16 protein-coding genes are annotated in these 19596 nt (G+C 64.1%); 4 read left to right on the top strand and 12 right to left on the bottom strand.

What is annotated here, in order from left to right:
• Positions 1-185 precede the first annotated feature (185 nt).
• Both AC1RMG_RS16030 and tadA read left to right on the top strand, forming a co-directional pair.
• Entirely contained in the window at positions 186-1562 is a 1377-nt protein-coding gene (locus AC1RMG_RS16030; RefSeq protein WP_015636864.1) for a multicopper oxidase family protein, read from the top strand.
• Positions 1562-2050, top strand: coding sequence for a tRNA adenosine(34) deaminase TadA (gene tadA, locus AC1RMG_RS16025; RefSeq protein ID WP_011063181.1), 489 nt, complete (start codon positions 1562-1564; stop codon positions 2048-2050). The genes AC1RMG_RS16030 and tadA overlap by 1 nt, the downstream gene beginning before the upstream one ends.
• Before the next feature lie 142 nt (positions 2051-2192).
• Here tadA and cmoB read toward each other — a convergent pair whose 3' ends face one another.
• From cmoB to lon, 5 genes are all read right to left on the bottom strand, one after another.
• Positions 2193-3149: a tRNA 5-methoxyuridine(34)/uridine 5-oxyacetic acid(34) synthase CmoB gene (gene cmoB / locus AC1RMG_RS16020; protein WP_077934716.1), complete on the bottom strand. Its 957-nt coding sequence runs from the start codon at positions 3147-3149 to the stop codon at positions 2193-2195.
• Entirely contained in the window at positions 3146-3889 is a 744-nt protein-coding gene (gene cmoA, locus AC1RMG_RS16015) for a carboxy-S-adenosyl-L-methionine synthase CmoA (RefSeq protein WP_011063179.1), read from the bottom strand. Before cmoA ends, cmoB begins: the two co-directional genes overlap by 4 nt.
• A 169-nt stretch (positions 3890-4058) precedes the next feature.
• Positions 4059-4694, bottom strand: coding sequence for a lysoplasmalogenase (locus tag AC1RMG_RS16010; protein WP_011063178.1), 636 nt, complete (start codon positions 4692-4694; stop codon positions 4059-4061).
• A gap of 1 nt (position 4695) precedes the next feature.
• Entirely contained in the window at positions 4696-5088 is a 393-nt protein-coding gene (locus tag AC1RMG_RS16005; RefSeq protein WP_125062137.1) for a protease inhibitor I42 family protein, read from the bottom strand.
• A 160-nt stretch (positions 5089-5248) separates the two neighbouring features.
• Positions 5249-7669: an endopeptidase La gene (gene lon, locus AC1RMG_RS16000; protein ID WP_011063176.1), complete on the bottom strand. Its 2421-nt coding sequence runs from the start codon at positions 7667-7669 to the stop codon at positions 5249-5251.
• Positions 7670-8127: 458 nt separating this feature from the next.
• On the opposite strand from lon, the gene AC1RMG_RS15995 reads away from it, so the two are divergent.
• Positions 8128-10470, top strand: a complete 2343-nt coding sequence (locus tag AC1RMG_RS15995) for a putative bifunctional diguanylate cyclase/phosphodiesterase (RefSeq protein ID WP_015636861.1) — start codon at positions 8128-8130, stop codon at positions 10468-10470.
• Positions 10471-10506: 36 nt separating this feature from the next.
• Here the strand turns inward: AC1RMG_RS15995 and AC1RMG_RS15990 are convergent, their stop codons facing one another.
• Positions 10507-10938, bottom strand: coding sequence for a hypothetical protein (locus AC1RMG_RS15990; protein ID WP_011063174.1), 432 nt, complete (start codon positions 10936-10938; stop codon positions 10507-10509).
• A gap of 202 nt (positions 10939-11140) precedes the next feature.
• The gene (locus tag AC1RMG_RS15985) at positions 11141-11758 is read right to left on the bottom strand and encodes a LuxR C-terminal-related transcriptional regulator (RefSeq protein ID WP_015636859.1); all 618 of its coding nucleotides are present in this window, start codon (positions 11756-11758) and stop codon (positions 11141-11143) included.
• A 145-nt stretch (positions 11759-11903) separates the two neighbouring features.
• Between AC1RMG_RS15985 and AC1RMG_RS15980 the strand changes: the two genes are divergently transcribed.
• Positions 11904-13562, top strand: coding sequence for an ATP-binding response regulator (locus AC1RMG_RS15980; RefSeq protein ID WP_053153562.1), 1659 nt, complete (start codon positions 11904-11906; stop codon positions 13560-13562).
• Here AC1RMG_RS15980 and AC1RMG_RS15975 read toward each other — a convergent pair.
• The 5 genes from AC1RMG_RS15975 to AC1RMG_RS15955 form a co-directional block, all read right to left on the bottom strand.
• Positions 13540-14187: a carboxypeptidase-like regulatory domain-containing protein gene (locus AC1RMG_RS15975; protein ID WP_026019976.1), complete on the bottom strand. Its 648-nt coding sequence runs from the start codon at positions 14185-14187 to the stop codon at positions 13540-13542. The two genes, AC1RMG_RS15980 and AC1RMG_RS15975, sit on opposite strands and share 23 nt — an antisense overlap.
• Before the next feature lie 105 nt (positions 14188-14292).
• On the bottom strand, positions 14293-14586 hold the full coding sequence (locus AC1RMG_RS15970) for a hypothetical protein (RefSeq protein ID WP_015636856.1): 294 nt from the start codon (positions 14584-14586) through the stop codon (positions 14293-14295).
• A 229-nt stretch (positions 14587-14815) separates the two neighbouring features.
• Entirely contained in the window at positions 14816-15127 is a 312-nt protein-coding gene (locus AC1RMG_RS15965; protein WP_019093113.1) for a hypothetical protein, read from the bottom strand.
• Between the two features lie 347 nt (positions 15128-15474).
• Positions 15475-17895: a glucose/quinate/shikimate family membrane-bound PQQ-dependent dehydrogenase gene (locus AC1RMG_RS15960; protein ID WP_015636854.1), complete on the bottom strand. Its 2421-nt coding sequence runs from the start codon at positions 17893-17895 to the stop codon at positions 15475-15477.
• Between the two features lie 117 nt (positions 17896-18012).
• A complete protein-coding gene (locus AC1RMG_RS15955) occupies positions 18013-19386 on the bottom strand; it encodes a carbohydrate porin (RefSeq protein ID WP_011063168.1) in 1374 nt (457 codons plus the stop codon).
• Positions 19387-19596 lie beyond the last annotated feature (210 nt).

The following is a 19596-nucleotide window of genomic DNA, read 5'->3' as shown; positions in this document are numbered from 1 at the left end:
CGGCCAGCCGGCTCCTGCAAGAGCAACGGGCTTGCCAGCGAGCAGACTCTCGAAAACACCCATCGTTTCCCCGTCTCGCCTGCGTCCCGTCGCCGCGCCGGCCTTACTGTTTCTCAACTGCGGGTGTATCGTATTCGCCTTTTGCGGGCCTGGGCCCGCGGCTGATACGTGAGGTAGTTGAGTCCATGTCCTTTACCCGTCGACAAATACTCGGTGGTCTGGCCGGTCTGGTAGTGGTGGGCGTGGGGGCGGGCGGCGCATCGCGTTATTGGCTGGGAAAGATGGCTGACGCCGAGGCGGGGCACGATTACGAGCTGATCGCCGCGCCACTGGACGTGGAGCTGGTGCCGGGGCACAAGACCGAGGCCTGGGCCTTCGGCCCTTCGGCGCCGGGTACCGAACTGCGGGTGCGCCAGGGCGAATGGCTGCGGGTACGCTTCATCAACCACCTGCCGGTGGCCACCACCATCCACTGGCACGGTATCCGCCTGCCCCTGGAAATGGACGGCGTGCCTTACGTCTCGCAACTGCCGGTGCTGCCCGGCGAATACTTCGACTACAAATTCCGCGTGCCGGATGCCGGCAGCTACTGGTATCACCCCCATGTGAACAGCAGTGAAGAACTGGGTCGCGGCCTGGTGGGCCCGCTGATCATCGAAGAACGCGAACCCACCGGCTTCAAGTACGAGCGCACCCTGAGCCTGAAAAGCTGGCACGTGGATGAAGAGGGCGCGTTCATGCCCTTCAGCATCCCTCGGGAGGCGGCGCGCGGTGGTACGGCCGGGCGCCTGTCCACCATCAACGGTGTGTCCCAGGCAGTGATCGACCTGCCGGCCGGGCAGATCACCCGGGTGCGCCTGCTGAACCTGGACAACACCCTGACCTACCGCATCAACATCCCGGATGTCGAAGCGCAGATCTACGCTCTGGACGGCAACCCCATCGAGCCGCGCCCCTTGGGCAAGGAATACTGGCTGGGCCCGGGCATGCGCATCTGCCTGGCGATCAAGGCGCCGGCGGCCGGTGTGGAGTTGTCCCTGCGCAACGGACCGGTGCGCCTGGGCACTTTGCGCTCGGTGGCCAACAACGACGCGCCCACCCAGTGGCCCGCTGCCTTGCCGGCCAACCCCGTGGCCGAGCCGGATCTCGACAACGCCGAGAAGCTCAACTTCAATTTCGAATGGGTTGGCTCGGTCTCGGTGAACGTGGACAATGGCAAGCCGCCAAGCCTGTGGCAGATCAACGGCCAGGCCTGGGACATCACCGACAAGACCTGCGCCGACCGCCCGATTGCCACCCTGAAAAAGGGCAAGAGCTACATTTTCGAATTGAAGAACATGACCCAGTACCAGCACCCGATCCACTTGCACGGCATGAGCTTCAAGGTCATCGCCTCGAACCGCAAGAAGATCACCCCCTACTTCACCGACACCTACCTGCTGGGCAAGAACGAGCGTGCCCGGGTCGCCCTGGTGGCGGATAACCCGGGGGTCTGGATGTTCCACTGCCACGTGATCGACCACATGGAAACCGGCCTTATGGCCGCCATCGAGGTGGTGTGATGCGCCAGATACGCCCGGCGCCGATCATCGACCGCAGCCGCGACCAGGACTTCATGCGTGAAGCCCTGGCCCTGGCCGCGCAGGGCGCTGCCCTGGGCGAGGTGCCGGTTGGCGCGGTGCTGGTGCTGGATGGGCAGGTCATCGGCCGTGGCTACAACTGCCCCATCAGCGGCAGCGATCCCAGCGCCCACGCCGAGATGGTGGCGATCCGCGAAGCGGCCCAGGCGGTGAGCAACTATCGCCTGCCCGGCAGCACCCTGTACGTGACCCTTGAACCTTGCAGCATGTGCGCCGGGCTGATCGTCCATTCGCGCATTGCCCGGGTGGTGTACGGCGCACTGGAACCCAAGGCCGGCATTGTGCAGAGCCAGGGGCAGTTCTTCACCCAAGGGTTTCTCAACCATCGGGTGCTGTACGAGGGCGGGGTGCTGGCCGAGGAGTGCGGCACGGTGCTGAGCGAATTCTTCAAGGCGCGTCGAGCGCGCTGATCTCAAACCGGTTCGCGGCCTACACAAAACCGTAGGAGCCGGCTTGCCGGCGAAGAGGCCCTTGAGCCTTGCGCCGCTCTGGCGGGCGCCTTCGCTGGCAAGCGGAACGCCGCCCGGCCAGCTCCTGCGGGGGGAAGGCGGGTTATTTCTTGGCGACTATCACCGCACGCATCGGCGCCGGCAGGCCTTCGATGGTCTTGCTGTGGTCGTTGGGGTCCAGGAAGTCGCTCAGGGACTGATACTTCATCCACTCGGTGCCGCGCTGTTCCTCGATGCTGGTCACGCTCACATCCACGCAACGCACATCGCTGAAACCGGCCCGTCGCAGCCACAGTTCCAGGGCCGGTACGGACGGCAGGAACCATACGTTGCGCATCTGCGCGTAGCGGTCTTCCGGTACCAGCACCTGATGCTGGTCGCCTTCCACCACCAGGGTTTCCAACACCAGTTCACCGCCCTTGACCAGGCAGTCCTTGAGCGCCAGCAGGTGCTCGATGGGCGAACGGCGGTGGTAGAAGACCCCCATGGAAAACACCGTGTCGAAGCCTTCCAGGTTGGCCGGCAGGTCTTCGAAGGGGAACGGCAGGTGCCACACCGAAGGCTCCGACAAGTAACGCTGCACCGCCTGAAACTGGCAGAAGAACAGCCAGTTGGGGTCGACGCCGATCACGCTGTGGGCGCCGGCGCCAAGCATGCGCCACATGTAGTAGCCATTGCCGCAGCCGACATCGAGGATGCGCTTGCCCTCAAGGTCCAGGTGCGGAGCGACCCGCGACCACTTCCAGTCCGAACGCCATTCGGTGTCCACGTGCACGCCGAACAGGTCGAACGGGCCCTTGCGCCACGGCGACAGGCCCATCAGTGCTGTGCGCATCTGCGCCCGAGTGGCGTCGTCGCAGTCGGTGTCCAGGCGCAGGCCATTGATCAGGTCGATTTCGCTGGGCTGGATCTTCGGCAATGCATCCAGGGCGCTTTGCCAGCGCTCCAGGTCGCCATGGCCTTTTTCCATCTTGGCGTCGAGCTGGGCTTGCAGCCCATTGGCCCAGGTGGCCAGGGGCGTACCCGCCAGACGGCGAGCGAGGGGGGACAGATCAATCATGGCAGGGCAATCAACGAGGCAAAGTTAAGGCATTGGAACCACGGCACGACTTTCGAGAACCCGGCAGCCAGCAGGCGTTCGCGGTGTTCTTCGAGGCTGTCGGGCTTCATGACGTTTTCGATGGCACTGCGCTTCTGGGCGATTTCCAGTTCGCTGTAGCCGTTGGCGCGCTTGAAGGCGATGTGCAGGTCGGTGAGCAGGGCGTGTTCCTGGTCATCGTTGAAGCGCAGCTTCTCCGAGAGGATCAGCGCGCCACCGGGCAGCAGTGACTGGCGGATGCGCCCCAGCAGGGCCAGACGCTGCTCGGGGGCGATGAACTGCAGGGTGAAGTTCAGCGCCACCACCGAGGCCGGCTGGAATTCCAGGGCCAGGATATCGCCCTCGATCACCTGCACCGGCAGCAGCTCCTGGAACATCGAATCCTGGCCGTTGAGGTATTCCCGGCACCGTTCGACCATGGCTGCGGAGTTGTCCACCGCGATGACCCGGCAGCCATCCGTGCGCACATGGCGGCGCAGGGCCTGGGTCACCGCCCCCAGGGAAGAGCCCAGGTCGTAGAGCACGCTGTTGGGCTGGGCGAACTGCGCCGCCAGCACCCCGAGGTTCTCGACAATGGTCGGGTAACCCGGCACCGAGCGCTTGATCATGTCCGGGAACACCCGCACCACATCCTCGTTGAAGGCGAAGTCGGGCACCTGGGCCAGTGGCTGGGCGAAAAGGCGGTCGGGTTCTTTGCTCACGGCGGTTCCGGCGATGGAGATAAAAAGAGGGCGGCATTGTAGCCGCTGCCGCAGGCTGCGATAAGGCCCGCAGGGCCTTCAGGGGCTCAAGGGCGACGCAAGGTGTGGTCCTTTCGCCGGCAAGCCGGCTCCTACGGAGAGTAGGGACCGGCCTGCCGGCGCAGGCGGCTCAGCGCGGCTTCTGGCTGAACGCCGAAGCGGCAATGCCCCACTGGCCCAGCCAGTAGAAAATGATGATCAGGTAGGGCGCGGCGTCGAAGGCCAGCACGAAGCGGCTGATGCCGATCAGGCTGTCGGAGAAGGCAAAGCTCAGGGCGCCCAGCGCTGCCAGTACCGCGGACCGCGTGGGCACCGCTGAGCCGAGGCGTGCCAGGGCGCGCCAGAGCATGGCGCTGATGGTCAGGGCGTAGACGATCACCGGCACCAGCAACGGCCCCAGGCCGTGGGAGATCAGGATGCTCAACAGCACCGCGCCAATGGCCAGTGCCACCAGCAAGGGCAGCAGCGCCGGGCGCCGGCAGTCACTGAGGTAGGCCTTGAGGTAGGCCAGGTGCGCCACCAGGAAGGCTCCGAGACCGAACACGAACAGGTCCGTGGGCCAGGCCAGCAGGACATCCCCCAGCACCGAGAACAGCAGGCCGATGATGATCCAGCGCCGGTAGTCCCCGGGCGGTGCATCGTGCAGCCAGCCCAGCAGGGCCAGCACCGGCAGTGGCTTGACCAGCAGGCAGAGCAGGGTGGCATGCACGCTGACGCCGTAGAGGAAGGTCGCGGCGCCCATCAGCGCCAGTATCAGCCAGCCCATGTCAGTTCACCGTGATCGAGCAGTCGAAGGCCTTCACCGGGGCCTCTTCCGGTGCCCAGGGTTGCTGGTAGGTCAGCAGCAGCCGGCCCTGGCCGCTGGCGAAGGCCTGGAAACGCCAGGTCGACTGCCCGCCACTGCCCACCAGGCCGGTGTCTTCGGGGTTGCTGTAGACCTCGGGGCTGACCTTGCGCAGGATGCCGCCGGCCGAATCCTGGATCGCCCAGCGATAACCGGTGGTGGGGTTGCTTGGCAGGGTGAGGATCAGGTTCTGCCCACTGTGCAGTTGCAGCGGGCATTCACTCTGGTTTTCAACGGTGACGTTCTGCTTGGGCTGGCTGGCGCAAGCGGTCAGCAGGGCGAGGCTGAGCAGGGCAAGAAGGCGGGGTGTGGGCATGGGTCAGGAAGCTCCGATCATTCATGACGAACGGCGAGCATAACTGAAGATGATGGGCGGTGTGGGGAGGGGAATAAAGGTTGGCGGTTATGGCCTGTTCGCCGGCAAGCCGGCTCCTGCGAGGGGGGGCCCTGCAGGAGCCGGCTTGCGGCGAAAGGGGTTAGAACAGCACTTTGGCCACGTCGGCAAAACGCTTGGCAAAATGCACGGTGATGCCTTCCTTGAGGTAGTCCGGCAGTTCTTCGAAATGCCCGCGGTTGGGCTCCGGCAGGATCAGCTCGTGGATCTTCTGGCGCCGCGCGGCGATGACTTTCTCGCGCACCCCGCCAATCGGCAGCACGTGGCCGGTGAGGGTCAGCTCGCCGGTCATGGCCACGCCTTTCTTCGGCGGCTGGTTGCGCGCCAGGGACAGCAGGGCGCTGGCCATGGTCACCCCGGCACTGGGGCCGTCCTTGGGGGTGGCGCCTTCGGGAACGTGCAGGTGGACGAAGGCTTCGTCGAAGAACTTGCTGTCGCCGCCGAATTGCTTGAGGTGCGAGCTGACGTAGCTGTAGGCGATCTCCGCCGATTCCTTCATCACATCCCCCAGTTGCCCGGTGAGCTTGAAGCCGCGGTTGTGGGTGTGAATGCGCGTGGCCTCGATAGGCAGGGTGGCGCCGCCCATGCTGGTCCAGGCCAGGCCGGTGATGACCCCGGTGCCGCTCAGGACCTGCTCGTTACGGAACACCGGCATGCCCAGGGAAGCCTCCAGGTCCTTGGGCGCGATCTTGATCGTGGCGTCCGGCTCGTCCAGCAGCTTGACCACGGCCTTGCGTACCAGCTTGCCCAGTTGTTTCTCCAGCTGGCGTACCCCGGCTTCCCGGGCGTAGCCATCGATCACCGTGCGCAGGGCGCTGTCGCTGATGCTCAGGCTGGTCTTGGCGACACCGGCCTTTTCCAGTTGCTTGGGCCACAGGTGGCGTTTGGCGATGGCCAGTTTTTCTTCGGTGATATAGCCGGACAGGCGAATCACTTCCATACGGTCCAGCAGCGGGCCGGGAATCGAATCCAGGGTGTTGGCGGTGCACACGAACAGGACCTTGGACAGGTCCATGCGCAGGTCCAGGTAATGATCGAGGAAGTCGACGTTCTGCTCCGGGTCCAGGGTCTCCAGGAGGGCCGAGGCCGGGTCGCCCTGGTAGCTCTGGCCCATCTTGTCGATCTCGTCGAGCATGATCACCGGGTTCATCACCTCCACTTCCTTGAGGGCCTGCACCAGCTTGCCCGGCTGGGCGCCGATGTAGGTGCGGCGGTGGCCCTTGATCTCGGCTTCATCACGCATGCCGCCGACGCTGAAGCGGTAGAACGGCCGCCCCAGGGATTCGGCGATGGATTTGCCGACGCTGGTCTTGCCGACACCGGGTGGGCCTACCAGCAGCACGATGGAGCCGCTGATCTCGCCCTTGTAGGCGCCCACCGCGAGGAATTCGAGGATACGGTTCTTGATGTCGTCGAGCCCGGCGTGGTGCTTGTCCAGCACCTTGCGCGCGTGCTTGAGGTCGAGCTTGTCGTCGCCGAAGACACCCCAGGGCACGGCCGTGGCCCATTCCAGGTAGTTGCGGGTAACCGCATATTCCGGCGAGCCGGTCTCCAGGATCGACAGCTTGTTCATTTCCTCGTCGATGCGTTTCTGCGCCTGGGGCGGCAGCACTTTGCCAGTCAGGCGCTGTTCGAACTGCTCCAGGTCGGCGCTGCGGTCATCCTTGGTCAACCCCAGCTCCTGCTGGATCACCTTGAGCTGCTCCTTGAGGAAGAACTCGCGCTGGTGCTCGCCGATCTTGCGGTTGACCTCGGCGGAAATCTCTTTCTGCAGGCGCGCCACTTCGACTTCCTTGCGCAGCATCGGCAGGACTTTTTCCATGCGCTTGAGCATGGGCACGCAGTCCAGCACTTCCTGCAGTTCGTTGCCGGTGGCGGAGGTCAGGGCGGCGGCGAAGTCGGTCAGGGGCGACGGATCGTTGGGGCTGAAGCGGTTGAGGTAGTTCTTCAGCTCTTCGCTGTACAGCGGGTTGAGCGGCAGCAACTCCTTGATCGCATTGATCAGCGCCATGCCGTAGGCCTTGACCTCGTCGGTGGGCTCGCTGGGCTGATGGGGGTACTCGACCTCCACCAGGTAGGGCGGACGATGGTGCTTGAGCCAGGTGCGGATGCGCACCCGGGTCAGGCCCTGGGCAACGAACTGCAGCTTGCCGTTTTCACGGCTGGCGTGATGGACCTTGACCAGGGTGCCGTACTCCGGCAGCGCGGAGGTATCGAAGTGCCGCGGGTCCTCCTGCGGGGTGTCCATGAAAAACAGGGCAAGGGAGTGATGCTCGGATTTGCTCACCAGTTCCAGGGTTTCGGCCCAGGGCTCTTCATTGACGATGACCGGCAATACTTGCGCAGGAAAGAAGGGACGATTGTGAATCGGGATGATGTAGACCTTGTCCGGCAGATTCTGTCCGGGCAGGGCCAGGCCGGTGCCATGGGCAGCCTGGTGTTCGGTGTTTTCCGGATCGACGTAGTCACGTGGATCTTCGGGAAATTCTTGCTGGTCGCTCATGGAGGCTCCTGCGCGATGGACTATGCAGCTTAGATGGGGCAGGTCGCCGCGGGTTTCAATGGGGGACTGGTTTCAGCGTTTTTCCGAAGCGGTGGGAAATGCCGCTGCATCGCCCCTTGCCCTGGCAGAGAAGCGTTGCATAGCCGCGGTCTAGGCTGTTCTTGCTGCATGCCTGGGGGTTTTTGCGAAGGGATTCAAGCTCACTTGAAGGGGCTGTTTGACATGGGTTGTCAATAAAATGACTGCGATGTCACCTGTTTTATTGCGTGATCTTGTGTAATTTGAGGATTAATCTGATTGCCCGGAATGCCGGAATGAAGCTGGCATTTATTTGACGCGCGCATTCAGCTTCTCAGAGGGATGGGTATGAAGAAGGGATTTTTCAGCTTCCGGCAGGGGTTATCCGCGTCGGCCTTTTCAAGGCCCGCCGGGGACTTGGAGCGACTGAGAGCAGCCTTATGAAGTGGCGCCGAACCTTTCAGGCAAGGATTGTCGGGGTGCTGGCGCTATTGCTGTTGGTATTGATTGCCGCGGTGTATTTCGCGGTCAAGACCGCCACCACCCAAGCGGTGGAGCGCCAGGCGCAATTGCAACTGAAGATCGGCACCCGGGTATTCGAACGGCTGCTGGACTTGCGCGGTCGCAACCTGCAGTACGGTGTCGACTGGCTGGTGGTGGATTCCGAGTTTCGCCGGGCGGTGCTCAGCGGCAAGCCGGTGGATATCCTTGCCGCCCTGGCCCAGCATAGCGGCGGCATCCGTTCCAGCGAGATGTTCGTGCTCAGCCCCGAGGGCCGGGTCATCGCCAGCACCCTGCCGGTGATCGCCCGGGACCAGCACTTTCCCTACGACCAGGCCCTGCGCCGGGCCATGCGGCACAACACCCACATGCTCTTCGTCGCAATCAAGGGCCGGCCCTATCTGCTGGTCCAGGGGGAAGTGCTGGAGTCGCTACCCATCGCCCGGGTAGTGATGGGCTTTCCCATGGATGAGCTGTTTGCCCAGGAACTGCGCTCCATGAGCAACCTGGAAGTGTCGTTTCTGACGGTCGATGGTCAGCATCCCGGCGAGCTGTTCAGCACCCAGCCGGAGTTCTTCTGGTCGCCCATCATCAATGTCCTGGCCGACTCCCTGTGGCAATCCCTGCCGCAGTTGAGCGAGACCCATGGCCAGCGTTTCCTCAACCAGGCCTTGCAACTGGCCAATACCGGGGATGCCGGCGATCCGCGGGTCATGGCCTTGCTGCAAAGCCCCCTGGAGCAGGCGTTGCAGGCCTTTGCCCCGCTGGATCGGGAGTTCATGTGGATCGCCATGGTGGCGCTGGTGGTCTCCCTGGTCTGCGCCCTGCTGATGGCGCGGCGGGTATCGCGGCCCCTGGAGGACCTGGCCCAGGCGGCAAGACGCATCGGTGCCGGTAACTATCAGGCCCCGGTAACCATCAAGCGCAGCGACGAGTTCGGGGTGCTGGCAGATGCCTTCAACGCCATGCAGAGCGCCATTGCCACCCGCGAACGGCAACTGGCCCACAACGCTCTGCATGATCCGCTGACCGGGCTGCCGAACCGGGCCCTGGCCATCGAACGCCTGACCAAGGCCATTGCCGCCCGGCGCAATGTGGTGCTGCTCTACCTGGGCATCGACAACTATCGGGCGATCAACGAAGGCTTTGGCACAGAAGGCCTGGACCAGATGATGGGCGAGCTCAGCCGGCGCCTGCGAGAAGTATTGTCCCAGGGCGATACGGCGGCCCGGATCACCGCCAGTGAATTCCTCCTGCTGCTGGAGAACACCGAACTGGACGGGGCCATGGCCATGGCTGACCGGCTGCATGACCTGCTCAGCCGGCCGCAACTGATCCAGGGCGATGAGGTGCGTCGGCAGATCTGCATGGGGATGGCGGTGTACCCCGCCGACGGCAAGTCCGCCGAGGAACTGATCAGCCGCGCCGCCATCGCCCGCCATGATGCTTCGCTCAAGCCCGGTTACTTGCAGGTCTACCAGCAGGACCGAGACCTGGCTCACCAGCGGCAGATCAGCCTGATCCGCGACCTGCGCCGGGCGGCCGCCGAAGGTGAGCTGTTCCTGTTGTACCAGCCCAAGCTCGATCTGCGCCGGGACTACCTGCACCAGGCCGAAGCCCTGCTGCGCTGGCAGCACCCGGTGTTCGGCGTGGTCTCGCCGGCGGAATTCATTCCCCTGGCCGAGCGCACCGGCAGCATGCACAGCCTCACCGCCTGGGTCATCGAAGCCTGTATCCGCCAGCTGGCGGAGTGGAACCGCCGGGCCCTGCCCGTACGCCTGTCACTGAACATCTCGGCCAGCGACCTGGAGGACGACGGCCTGGAGGTACGGGTCAGCGATTACCTTGAGGGCTATCAGGTGGCAGCCGAACAGTTGGTGTTCGAGATCACCGAGAGCGCCATCATGCGCGACCCGGAGCAGGCCCTGGCCGTGCTGCAACGCTTGCGCGGCTGCGGCATCAGCCTGTCGGTGGACGATTTCGGTACCGGCTATTCATCCCTGGCGCAGTTGCAGCGCCTGCCGGTGCAGGAACTGAAGATCGACCAGTCGTTCATCCGCAATCTGGATGAAACCAGCGGCGATGCGGTGATCGTGCGTTCCACCATTGAAATGAGCCACAAGCTGGGGCTCAAGGTGGTGGCCGAAGGCGTGGAATATGAGCATTGCCTGAAATTGCTGGAAAGCTGGGGCTGCGATACGGTACAGGGCTATCTGATCAGCCGACCGTTGCCGACCGAGGCCTTTGAGCGCTGGCTGGTGAACTCCCGGGTGTCGAGCTGAAAGCTGGATGGCCGAGGGGCCATCCAGGGGGCGCGCTCAGGGGGCGGCGGACTCAGCCTTGGTCAACAGGCTTTGCAGTTCCGGCTCTATGCCTTCCTCACTGAGGTTGTCCATGATTTCCAGGATGCAGGGCGCATAGCGGGGCTCGATGGCCGCTTCCGACCAGTCCAGTTCATAGATCGCCATGACCCTCACGTCCAGGTAGGGCGAATCCACCAGCAGGCGTTTCAGCAGCTCGATGGCCGGCGGGCTGCGCAACTCTCCCAGGGACACCGCGCAGCGGTGCTGCCAGTACTCGGGGCGCGACAGCAGGGTTTCGCCGAGGCGTTGCCATTGCGCCGGGGTAAAGGCGTGGAGGACTCCCTTGGCCACCTGCTCGGTGGTGTATTCGTTCCAGTTGGCGGCTTCCGAGTCACCGAACCAGTGGTGTAACCGTTCAAACAACTCATCACGCTTATCCGTACTCATGATGTCTTTCTCCTGCGAGGGCGGTCGCGCCAGCACGCTGTTCCTGGCGTGCCGCCCAATGCCATGGCGTTTATACCGGCGTGCCAGAACCGATGCTGCCTCATTTGCGCAGGGCTTCCCAGCATTAACGGCGCGCGCTGACCAACCGTGTCTTGGCATTCTGGTGCAGGCCGCCCGATAGCGCGGCCCCGATTGTCCCGGTTTACCAGGTGCCGGCGAACTTCACCGCCGCCGCGGCGCGCGAGGGCACCTTGAGGGTATGCAGCAGGGAAGACACGTGGATGCGCACGGTGAACGGCGAGATATCCAGCTCTCGGGCGATTTCCTTGTTGGTCTTGCCCTGGGCGATCAGGCGCAGGACTTCCTGTTGCCGGGTGGTCAGCTGGCTCACTTCGGCGCAGGCGTCCAGGGGCAGCAGCAGGCCGGAAGGCGCGTACTTGACCACCACGTCGCCTTCGCGGATGGCCTGAATCGCCTGGCCGATCTCGTCCGGGCTGATGCTCTTGCCGATGAAACCGTCGGCCCCGGCGGCCATGACTTCGGCGATCAGGTCCTGGTTGTCGACCATCGACACCACGATGATCGAGGTGCGCGGCAATTGCTGGCGCAGGCCGGCAATCATGCTGACCGAGGTCAGGCCGGGAAAGCGTAGGTCGAGAATCAGCGAGTCCGGCTCCTCGCCGCTCTCGGCCAGGGCCATTACCGCAGCCAGGTCGCCGGCCTCTTCGAGCACGGCATCGGGCAGCAAGCGCTGGATGGTGCGCAGCATGCCTTCGCGAAACAACGGGTGGTCGTCGGCGACGATAATCCGGCATGTCATGTTTGAAACTCCTTGAAACATCCAGTCCTGTGGGCATGCTAACTTGGCGCACGGCGTTGTAACTGCCCGCTGGTCGTGTCCGATGGGCCAGTTTGCCGAACGGCAAAAGACCACGGCAGCGCATATTGCACAAGGAGGTGATTGCATGAAAGTTGAGAAAGACAGTGAACTCGATCAGGCCACCCTGCGGATTATCGTCGCCGGATGCGCCCTGGTCTGGTTTGGTGTGATCGGCTTCCTGCCGGGGCAGGATGTGGATCCCTACGTGCCGGTGATGATCTACATTTCCCTGTTCATGCTGGGTTCGATCGTGCTGCGCATGGCCATTGCCCGTTGGCCCGGGCACTACCCGGCGCGGCGCATCCTGGGCATGGTCTATGACTACACCGGCACCTGTTACGGCCTGGTGGTAGGCGGCGAGGGGGCGCTGCCGATCTATGCGGTGATGGTCTGGGTCAACCTGGGCAATGGCATGCGTTTCGGCTCGCGCTACCTGGCCATCGCCACCGTGCTGGCGCTGTTCGCGCTGTTCATGGTCTACCTGCTGACCCCCTATTGGCAGGCCCAGCCCTACATGGTGCTGATGCTGATGATCACCAGCACGGTGATCCCGGTGTACGCCCACATCCTGCTCAAGCGCACCCGCCTGGCTTCGGAAGAAGCGATTGCCGCCAACCTGGAAAAATCCCGTTTCCTGGCCCAGGCCAGCCATGACCTGCGCCAGCCGATCCACTCCATCGGCCTGTTCACCGCCTGCCTGCGCGAAGCCAGCCTGGGGGTGGATGAGCGGCGCCTGGTGGACAACATCGATCGTTCGCTGCTCAACGTCTCGCAGTTGTTCCGCTCGATCCTCGACCTCTACACCCTGGACAACGGGCGAGTGCAGCCCAAGTACGAAACCGTCCACCTGGGCGAACTGCTGCGCGACCTGGTACGCCAGAATTCCGAGGCGGCGCGCTGGGCCGGTGTCGAACTGCGGCTGCGGCCCTGCGCCCATTGGGTGCGGGTCGACCCGGGGCTGTTGGCGACCATGGTGCAGAACGTACTGTCCAATTGCTTCAAGTACGCCGCGGAACGGCCGGTGCTGATTGGCGTGCGCCGGCGTGGCCAAGGCCTGGCCATTGTCATCTATGACCAGGGCCGGGGGATTGCCGAGGAGCATCTGCCGAAGATCTTCGATGAGTTCTACCGGGTTCGCCAGGTACGGGACAAGGACGTCGAAGGCGTCGGCCTGGGCCTGTCCATCGTCAAGCGCCTGGGGCAGATGACTGACCTGCAGGTAACGATTCGTTCGCGGGTCGACCACGGCACCACGGTCAGCCTGCACGGCCTGTCACTGGCCGCGCCACAGCGTTTGCACGGTCGTGACGAGGCGTTGCAGAGCGGCTTGCTGACCGGGCTGCGGGTCTGTCTGGTGGAGGATGACCGTAACGTGCTGCTGGCCACTTCGGCGCTGCTGGAGCGCTGGGGCTGCGTGGTCCAGGCCGAATCGAGCGGGGAGAACCTGCTGACCGATTGCGACATTATCGTCGCCGACTATGACCTGGGCACCCGGGCCTCGGGTATCGAATGCATCGACAGCATCCGTCAGCAGCGGGGCTGGGAAGTGCCGGCGCTGATCATCACCGGGCACGACATCGAGAAAATCCACGCCGCCCTGCACGACCGCAACATCGCCATCCTGTCCAAGCCGGTGCGGCCGGTGGAACTGCGCAGCACCTTGCGAGCCCTGCGCGAGGCACCGCTGGTGCCTGCCCACAGGGCTGCGGCGCCAGAGACAGTTACCAGGTCCGGCACGGGATAAGCAGGGGGTAGTTGGTCATGGTCAGCTTCTTGTTCTCGCCGCTGGCCAGTTCGACGAAGTCATCCAGCATGCCCGAGTACGAAGAGATCGAACTGCGCTCGGTGTAGTAGTGGGTGGTCACCGGCCCGTAGTTGGTGTTGCTCTGGCCGGTGCCCACGTACTCGTTCCAGCGGCTGGTGCCGTACACCATATCGTGGCCCTGGACGAAGTAGCGGCCCGGTTGCAGCCCCGTGAACTGGAAGATGCCGTTGCCGTCGGTGCGGGTCACCCGGTGCACGGCCAGGGCTTCGGGGACCATGCTCACCGGTGCGCCTTCGGGTTGGGACGCGCGCAACTTGTGCCAGGCCTGCAAGTGCGGGGTGGCCGGGTAGAGATAGATCTCGACGTTGCGGCTGTCTTCGATACCGTCATTGCCGACGATACAGAACTTGCCGGTGAGCGTTGCGGTGCCGGGTTGCAGCGCGGCGCGCGCGGCCTGGGTGTCGAAGGGCTCGTCGGGGTACTGCACGGTGGGAATCTTGACTGGCGGGTATTCGTCCAGGGTTCGCCCTTGGCGCGGCGCGCAGGCAATCAGGGTACAGGCGAGCAGGGCCAGGCCTGTCACCATGAAGAGACGGGGTTTCATCAACTCAGGACCTTTTCAGGAGGGAGTGGTGCTCGCCCGACGCTGTCCCGCTGCTACACCGGTGCAGCCCGTCGCGGCGAACCTGGTTGGCCAGGGGCTAGCGGTTTATTGCTTGCTGCACTCGGCCGGCAGCGCTACTGCTCCACCCATGGTGGCGAAGGCGACCATGCCGCCGCTGGGCAGTACGCAATTGTATTCGCCGGCACTGGTGCTGGCGGTGAAGTAGGTCTGGGACGCGTCGCTGCGCACGTTGGAAACCGTGGAAACCGGCTTGCCAAGGGTGATCTGGGCGCGGTTCTTGAGGTCGTCGTTGCTCGGTTTGGCGATGGCGCAACCGCCCAGTGCGAGTGCCAGGAGGCTGAGCAGGGCAACGGGGCGGAGGCTGGACTGGAGTTTCATGATGAATCTTCCTTGGTGTTGTTGTGTTTTCAACGGCGCAGCCGCTCCCGACACCGCAGGCTGGCAACGGTGGGGAGATCAGATGGTTGCCCGGCACTATAGCCCCGGGTTGGGGGAGGGTCGATTAGCACAAATGGGCTAATGTCGCTTTGCAATTACGGGACTGCTGGGCAGGCGAGCAGGGCCGCTTGAGAGGACCGGCGAGGCGCCGCCGGTCCTGGAGCCGGGGTCAGGTCAGCAGTTGTTCCTGCAGGCGTCGGCCCAGTACGTCCAGCAGGTCGCAGCCATCGCGCAGGGGGATGACGCACAGCTGGGCGAAGTCCTGGAGCAGGGCCGGGTTGCTCTGCAGGTTGTCGTGGCTGGCGATGTTCTCCAGCAACTGGGTGGCCGCGCGGATGCGGTGCGCGGCGGCTTCGTGGAGAGCGTCCAGCGGGGCCTGGGTGTCCACCAGCAGGGCGGGGATGTTGTAGTCGTTGCTGGTGAGGGGCATGTATTGCTCCACGGCTTTGTCCAAAGTGCAGGCTACAAACAGGTCAGGCATTTGCTGGTGCTTTGCGCGCCTGACGATATGGGGGGCTTCCACACCCCTGTCACTGAGTTTTCAATGACCCCCAGACCTTAAGGGCAGAGCCCTTGAGGGGCAAGGTGATGCGATGGGACGTGAGTTGTAGGAATTTTCGGTGACCGTCCTTTGATGGGCTGCCGGTCGAGCGAGATGGAATGACAAGCCCCTTGTAGGAGCCGGCTCGCCGGCGAAGAGGCCCGCAAGCCATGCAGCGCCCGGGCCCGCGCCTTCGCTGGCAAGCCAGCTCCTACGCAGAGGGCGAACGGCACAAAAAAAGGCGGCTACCAGAAGGTAGCCGCCTTTTTCATGCCTGCCGGTAAAGCTTATTCCGACAGTTTGTAGGCAATGATGTAGTCGCCCATCTTGGTGCCCAGGGAGCCGTGGCCGCCCACGACCACCAGCACGTACTGCTTGCCATCCTTGCCGGTGTAGCTCATCGGCGTGGCCTGGCCACCCGCTGGCAGGCGGGACTTCCACAGCTCCTTGCCGTTCTTCACGTCATAGGCGCGGATGTACTGGTCCAGGGTGCCGCTGAGGAAGCCCACGCCACCACCGGTAACCATGGAGCCGCCCATGCTCGGCACGCCCATCGGCAGGCCGATCGGGATCGGCGAGCTGTCACGGCTGGTGCCGTTCTTGTGCTTCCACACCACCTTGTTGGTGGTCAGGTCGATACCGGCCACGTAGCCCCAGGCCGGAGCCTGGCAAGGTACGCCGAGCGGCGACATGAACGGGTGCATGATCACCGCGTAAGGCGCGCCGGTGTTGGGTTGCACGCCCGAGGTCTCGCTTTCGCGCTTGCTCCCGGCAGCCACTTCTGCGCGCGGCACCAGCTTGGAAACGAAGGCCATGTAGTTCGGGCTGGTGAACAGCAGTTGGCGAACCGGGTCCAGGGACACGCTGCCCCAGTTGAACACGCCCACGTTGCCCGGGTAGATCAGGCTGCCCTGCACCGACGGCGGGGTGTACTGGCCTTCATAGCGCAGTTCCTTGAACTGGATGCGGCACAGCATCTGGTCGAACGGCGTCGCGCCCCACATGGCTTTCTCGTCCAGTGGCGGCGGCAGCAGGTTCAGGTCCGAACGGGCCTGGGTTGGCGCGGTGTGGTCGCCTTCGACAGCGCCGGTGGGGGCCGGTACTTCACGGATCGGCACGATCGGGGTGCCATCGCGACGGTCCAGCACGTACAGGCTGCCTTGCTTGGTCGGCTGGATCAGCGCCGGCTTGACGCCGTCCGCAGTCTTCATGTCGAGCAGGGTCGGCTGGCTGCCCACGTCCATGTCCCACAGGTCGTGGTGGGTGAACTGGTAGTTCCAGCGCAGCTTGCCGGTGTCGATGTCCAGGGCCACGGTGCCGGCGCTGAATTTCTCGGCGCCCGCGGTGCGGTTGCCGCCCCATTGGTCAGGCATCTGGTTGCCCAGTGGCAGGTAGACCATGCCCAGTTTCTCGTCGACGCTGGCCAGGGACCACATGTTCGGCGAGTTGCGGGTATAGGTCTTGCCTTCCGGCAGCGGAGTGGTCTCGTCCGGGTTGCCCGAATCCCAGTTCCACACCAGGTGGCCGTCGTGCACGTCGAAGGCGCGGATCACGCCGGACGGCTCGTTGGTCGACTCGTTGTCGGTCACGTGGCCGCCAATGATCACCAGGTTACGGGTGATGGCCGCCGGGGAGGTGGAGTAGTAGCCGCCCGGGGTGAATGGGCCGATACCGGCCTTCAGGTCCACGGCGCCCTTGGTGCCGAAGTCTTCACAGACCTTGCCGGTGTCGGCGTTGATGGCGATCAGGCGCGCATCGGCGGTAGGCAGGAACAGGCGACGCGGGCAGCTGGTGGCGATGGCCTGGCCCGCTGGGGACAGGGTGGCCGGCTGGCTGATGGCGTCGGCGTTCTTGAAGTTGGCTTCGTCGTAGTACGACACGCCACGGCAGGTCATGTGTGCCCAGCCACGGAAGTCGTCGCCGTTGGGGCCCTGGATCTGCGGGTCGAAGCGCCAGATTTCCTTGCCGGTATCCGGGTCCAGGGCCAGCACCTTGCTGTGGGCGGTGCAGGCATAGAGCTTGCCGTTGACCTTCAGCGGGGTGTTCTGGTTGGTGATTTCCACCGGGTCCTTGTCGGTCGGCATGTCGCCGGTGCGGATGCGCCAGGCTTCCTGCAGCTTGCCGATGTTGGCCGGGGTGATCTGCTTCAGCGGCGAGTAGCGATCGCCGAACTCGGTGCGGCCGTAGGCCTGCCATTCACCGTCGGGGATGGCCGGCGCGGTGCTGGTCATGTCCGCGGTGTCGCGGCCCAGGTCACCGGAGATTTCCCCAGGGTTAGTGAACTGGCTGCCAATGGCGGCGCCACCGGCCAGGACCACGGCCACGCTCAGGGCAGCGGTGCCCAGCGGGGCCGGGCCATCGCGCAGCAGCGGGCGACGGAACCAGGGCAGCAGCAGGACCACGCCGAGGGCGAACCACAGCGACAGGCGTGGCACCAGTTGCCACCAGTCCAGGCCGATTTCCCATAGCGACCAGACGGTACTGGCGAACAGTACCAGGGCGTACAGGCCCAGCGCCGCGCGTTTACCGGCCAGCAGCAAGAGGCCGGTCAACGTCAGGCCGATACCGGCCAAAACGTAGTACAGCGAGCCGCCGAGCATGCTCAGCTTGATCCCCCCGGCCAGCAAGGCCAGGCCCATTAGCAGCAGCAAGATCCCGAGCAGGCTTGGCAGCAAGCGGCTCGGACTTGAAGCACCCTCAGTGCTCATAGTGTGGTTCTCCGTGACGTTTAGAGTGTTCCCGCGCATGTTCACTGTAGATGACGATCAGGCGCGGGCTTGGTTCAGCTGAAAACTGTGAATGGCGTCGTTGTGTGCCTGTCGGCCTTAGAACGAACTCTGGATCTTGATCCCGCCGATCAGGGCGTCGTCCACCCGGCTCACGCCGCCGGGGTGGCGGATGTATTGCAGGTTGGGGCGCACGGTCAGCCAGTTGGCCAGGTGCACGCCGTAGTACAGCTCGGCGCTGTATTCGGTGTCCTGGGGCGGCAGGTAGCTCGGGTTGTCGTAGTCGTAGAGCGCCCGGGCCTGGTTGCTGGCCTGGGCGTTCTTGCGGTACGCCGGGTTGACATGGACCCGGGCCAGGGCAAAGCCGATGTCATCCTTGGCCCGGGCATCGAACAGCCCCTTGTAGACCAGGCCCGCCTGGACATAGTTGTCGATGGCGTTGGTCTTCTTGTCGTGGGCGGTGACGTTGGCGAACAGGCTCAGGCCGCGGGAGTGGTCGCTGGCCTGGCTGGTGACCTGCTGTTGCGCGCCCAGCCACAGGCCGTGCTTGCTGGAGCTGCTGCGGTAGGCCTCGCCGGTCAGGGCTGCAGGCTGGCCATTGCCATCCTTGTAGACGTCGCTGGCCTTGGCGCTGCTGTAGTAGTAGCCGGCGCGGTACTCACCGGCCAGGCCGTTGAGTTTGGGTGTCCACACCAGTTCCACTGGCAACAGTGTGCCCTGGGTGCCGCTGCCGCTGAGCTTGAAGCCGTTGTCGCGATCGAGGTTCGAGGGGTTCTGCTCATAGGCACCGATCTGCGCGTAGAGCTCGGCGTTCAGGTGGTATTTGACCCGCAGGGCCCACTGGCTGACCGGCCAGTTGTACCAGACGCTGCCGGCCCAGTTGCCCACCTGGGAGCCGCAGAACGCCAGGTTCTGGAAGTCGCAGGGAAAGCTGTTGAAGTCTTCGCCCTGGCCGAAGCGGCCGGCCTTGATGTCGAGCTTCTGGTCGAAGAATTTCTGCTGGTACCACATTTGCGTCAGGCGCCAGGTCTGGCCGCGGCCCCAGACTTCCTGGGCCGAGGTGAAGCCGCCGACCCGCGGGTCGTTGATCCGGTCGTTGCTGATGTTGTCGCCGTCGCGCTTGGTCACCGTCAGTTGGAATTCGGCGTCGTCCCAGCCGAGGATCTTCTGCAGGTCCAGGTGGCTGCCGAAGGCAAACTGGTCGCTGTAGCGCGCGGTGCGGTCGTGGTCGTAGCCACCGTGCAGGTTGGCGCCCATCTCGCCGACGTAGTCGATCTTGAAGTCGTAGCCTTTGTTGGCCAGTTCCGTGCGGGTGCCATTCCAGTCGCCGAGCATCCATGGTGAGTCACTGTCGAAGGCCGGTGCGGCCTGGGCGCAGGCGGCAAATCCAAGGGCGCCGAGCAGGCTCAGGCTCTTGGGCAGGGCGACGGAAGTCAGGACAGCGCTGTCTTTTAAACGCTGAAAAGTGGGCATAGGCATTCGGATAAAGTCTTTTTCTAGGAATAGGCAGAAGCAAGGGCATGGCGCGTAGCATCGATGCAGGTTGATCGAGAACGGCAGGCCACTGATTTCAAAGGGAAAGATGAAACGGTTCAGCTTTATTAGGGGGCTAAGGATAAAGCGCCGTCTCCGGGAGAGAAAGCGCTTTTATTGACATGAACAGTTTCGCAATCGGTAACAGTT

The sequence above is a fragment of the Pseudomonas sp. GW822-FHT04H02 genome, assembly GCF_058800645.1.
Note: the sequence above shows the minus strand (reverse complement) of the source record. Positions and strands in the feature narration are given on the sequence as shown.

What these genes read in the sequence shown, in the direction of transcription:
- AC1RMG_RS16030 (WP_015636864.1), top strand. Translation starts at nt 186, where the DNA reads ATGTCCTTTACCCGTCGACAAATACTCGGTGGTCTGGCCGGTCTGGTA.
- tadA (WP_011063181.1), top strand. Translation starts at nt 1,562, where the DNA reads ATGCGCCAGATACGCCCGGCGCCGATCATCGACCGCAGCCGCGACCAG.
- cmoB (WP_077934716.1), bottom strand. Translation starts at nt 3,149, where the DNA reads ATGATTGATCTGTCCCCCCTCGCTCGCCGTCTGGCGGGTACGCCCCTG.
- AC1RMG_RS16010 (WP_011063178.1), bottom strand. Translation starts at nt 4,694, where the DNA reads ATGGGCTGGCTGATACTGGCGCTGATGGGCGCCGCGACCTTCCTCTAC.
- AC1RMG_RS16005 (WP_125062137.1), bottom strand. Translation starts at nt 5,088, where the DNA reads ATGCCCACACCCCGCCTTCTTGCCCTGCTCAGCCTCGCCCTGCTGACC.
- lon (WP_011063176.1), bottom strand. Translation starts at nt 7,669, where the DNA reads ATGAGCGACCAGCAAGAATTTCCCGAAGATCCACGTGACTACGTCGAT.
- AC1RMG_RS15995 (WP_015636861.1), top strand. Translation starts at nt 8,128, where the DNA reads ATGAAGTGGCGCCGAACCTTTCAGGCAAGGATTGTCGGGGTGCTGGCG.
- AC1RMG_RS15990 (WP_011063174.1), bottom strand. Translation starts at nt 10,938, where the DNA reads ATGAGTACGGATAAGCGTGATGAGTTGTTTGAACGGTTACACCACTGG.
- AC1RMG_RS15985 (WP_015636859.1), bottom strand. Translation starts at nt 11,758, where the DNA reads ATGACATGCCGGATTATCGTCGCCGACGACCACCCGTTGTTTCGCGAA.
- AC1RMG_RS15980 (WP_053153562.1), top strand. Translation starts at nt 11,904, where the DNA reads ATGAAAGTTGAGAAAGACAGTGAACTCGATCAGGCCACCCTGCGGATT.
- AC1RMG_RS15975 (WP_026019976.1), bottom strand. Translation starts at nt 14,187, where the DNA reads ATGAAACCCCGTCTCTTCATGGTGACAGGCCTGGCCCTGCTCGCCTGT.
- AC1RMG_RS15970 (WP_015636856.1), bottom strand. Translation starts at nt 14,586, where the DNA reads ATGAAACTCCAGTCCAGCCTCCGCCCCGTTGCCCTGCTCAGCCTCCTG.
- AC1RMG_RS15965 (WP_019093113.1), bottom strand. Translation starts at nt 15,127, where the DNA reads ATGCCTGACCTGTTTGTAGCCTGCACTTTGGACAAAGCCGTGGAGCAA.
- AC1RMG_RS15960 (WP_015636854.1), bottom strand. Translation starts at nt 17,895, where the DNA reads ATGAGCACTGAGGGTGCTTCAAGTCCGAGCCGCTTGCTGCCAAGCCTG.
- AC1RMG_RS15955 (WP_011063168.1), bottom strand. Translation starts at nt 19,386, where the DNA reads ATGCCCACTTTTCAGCGTTTAAAAGACAGCGCTGTCCTGACTTCCGTC.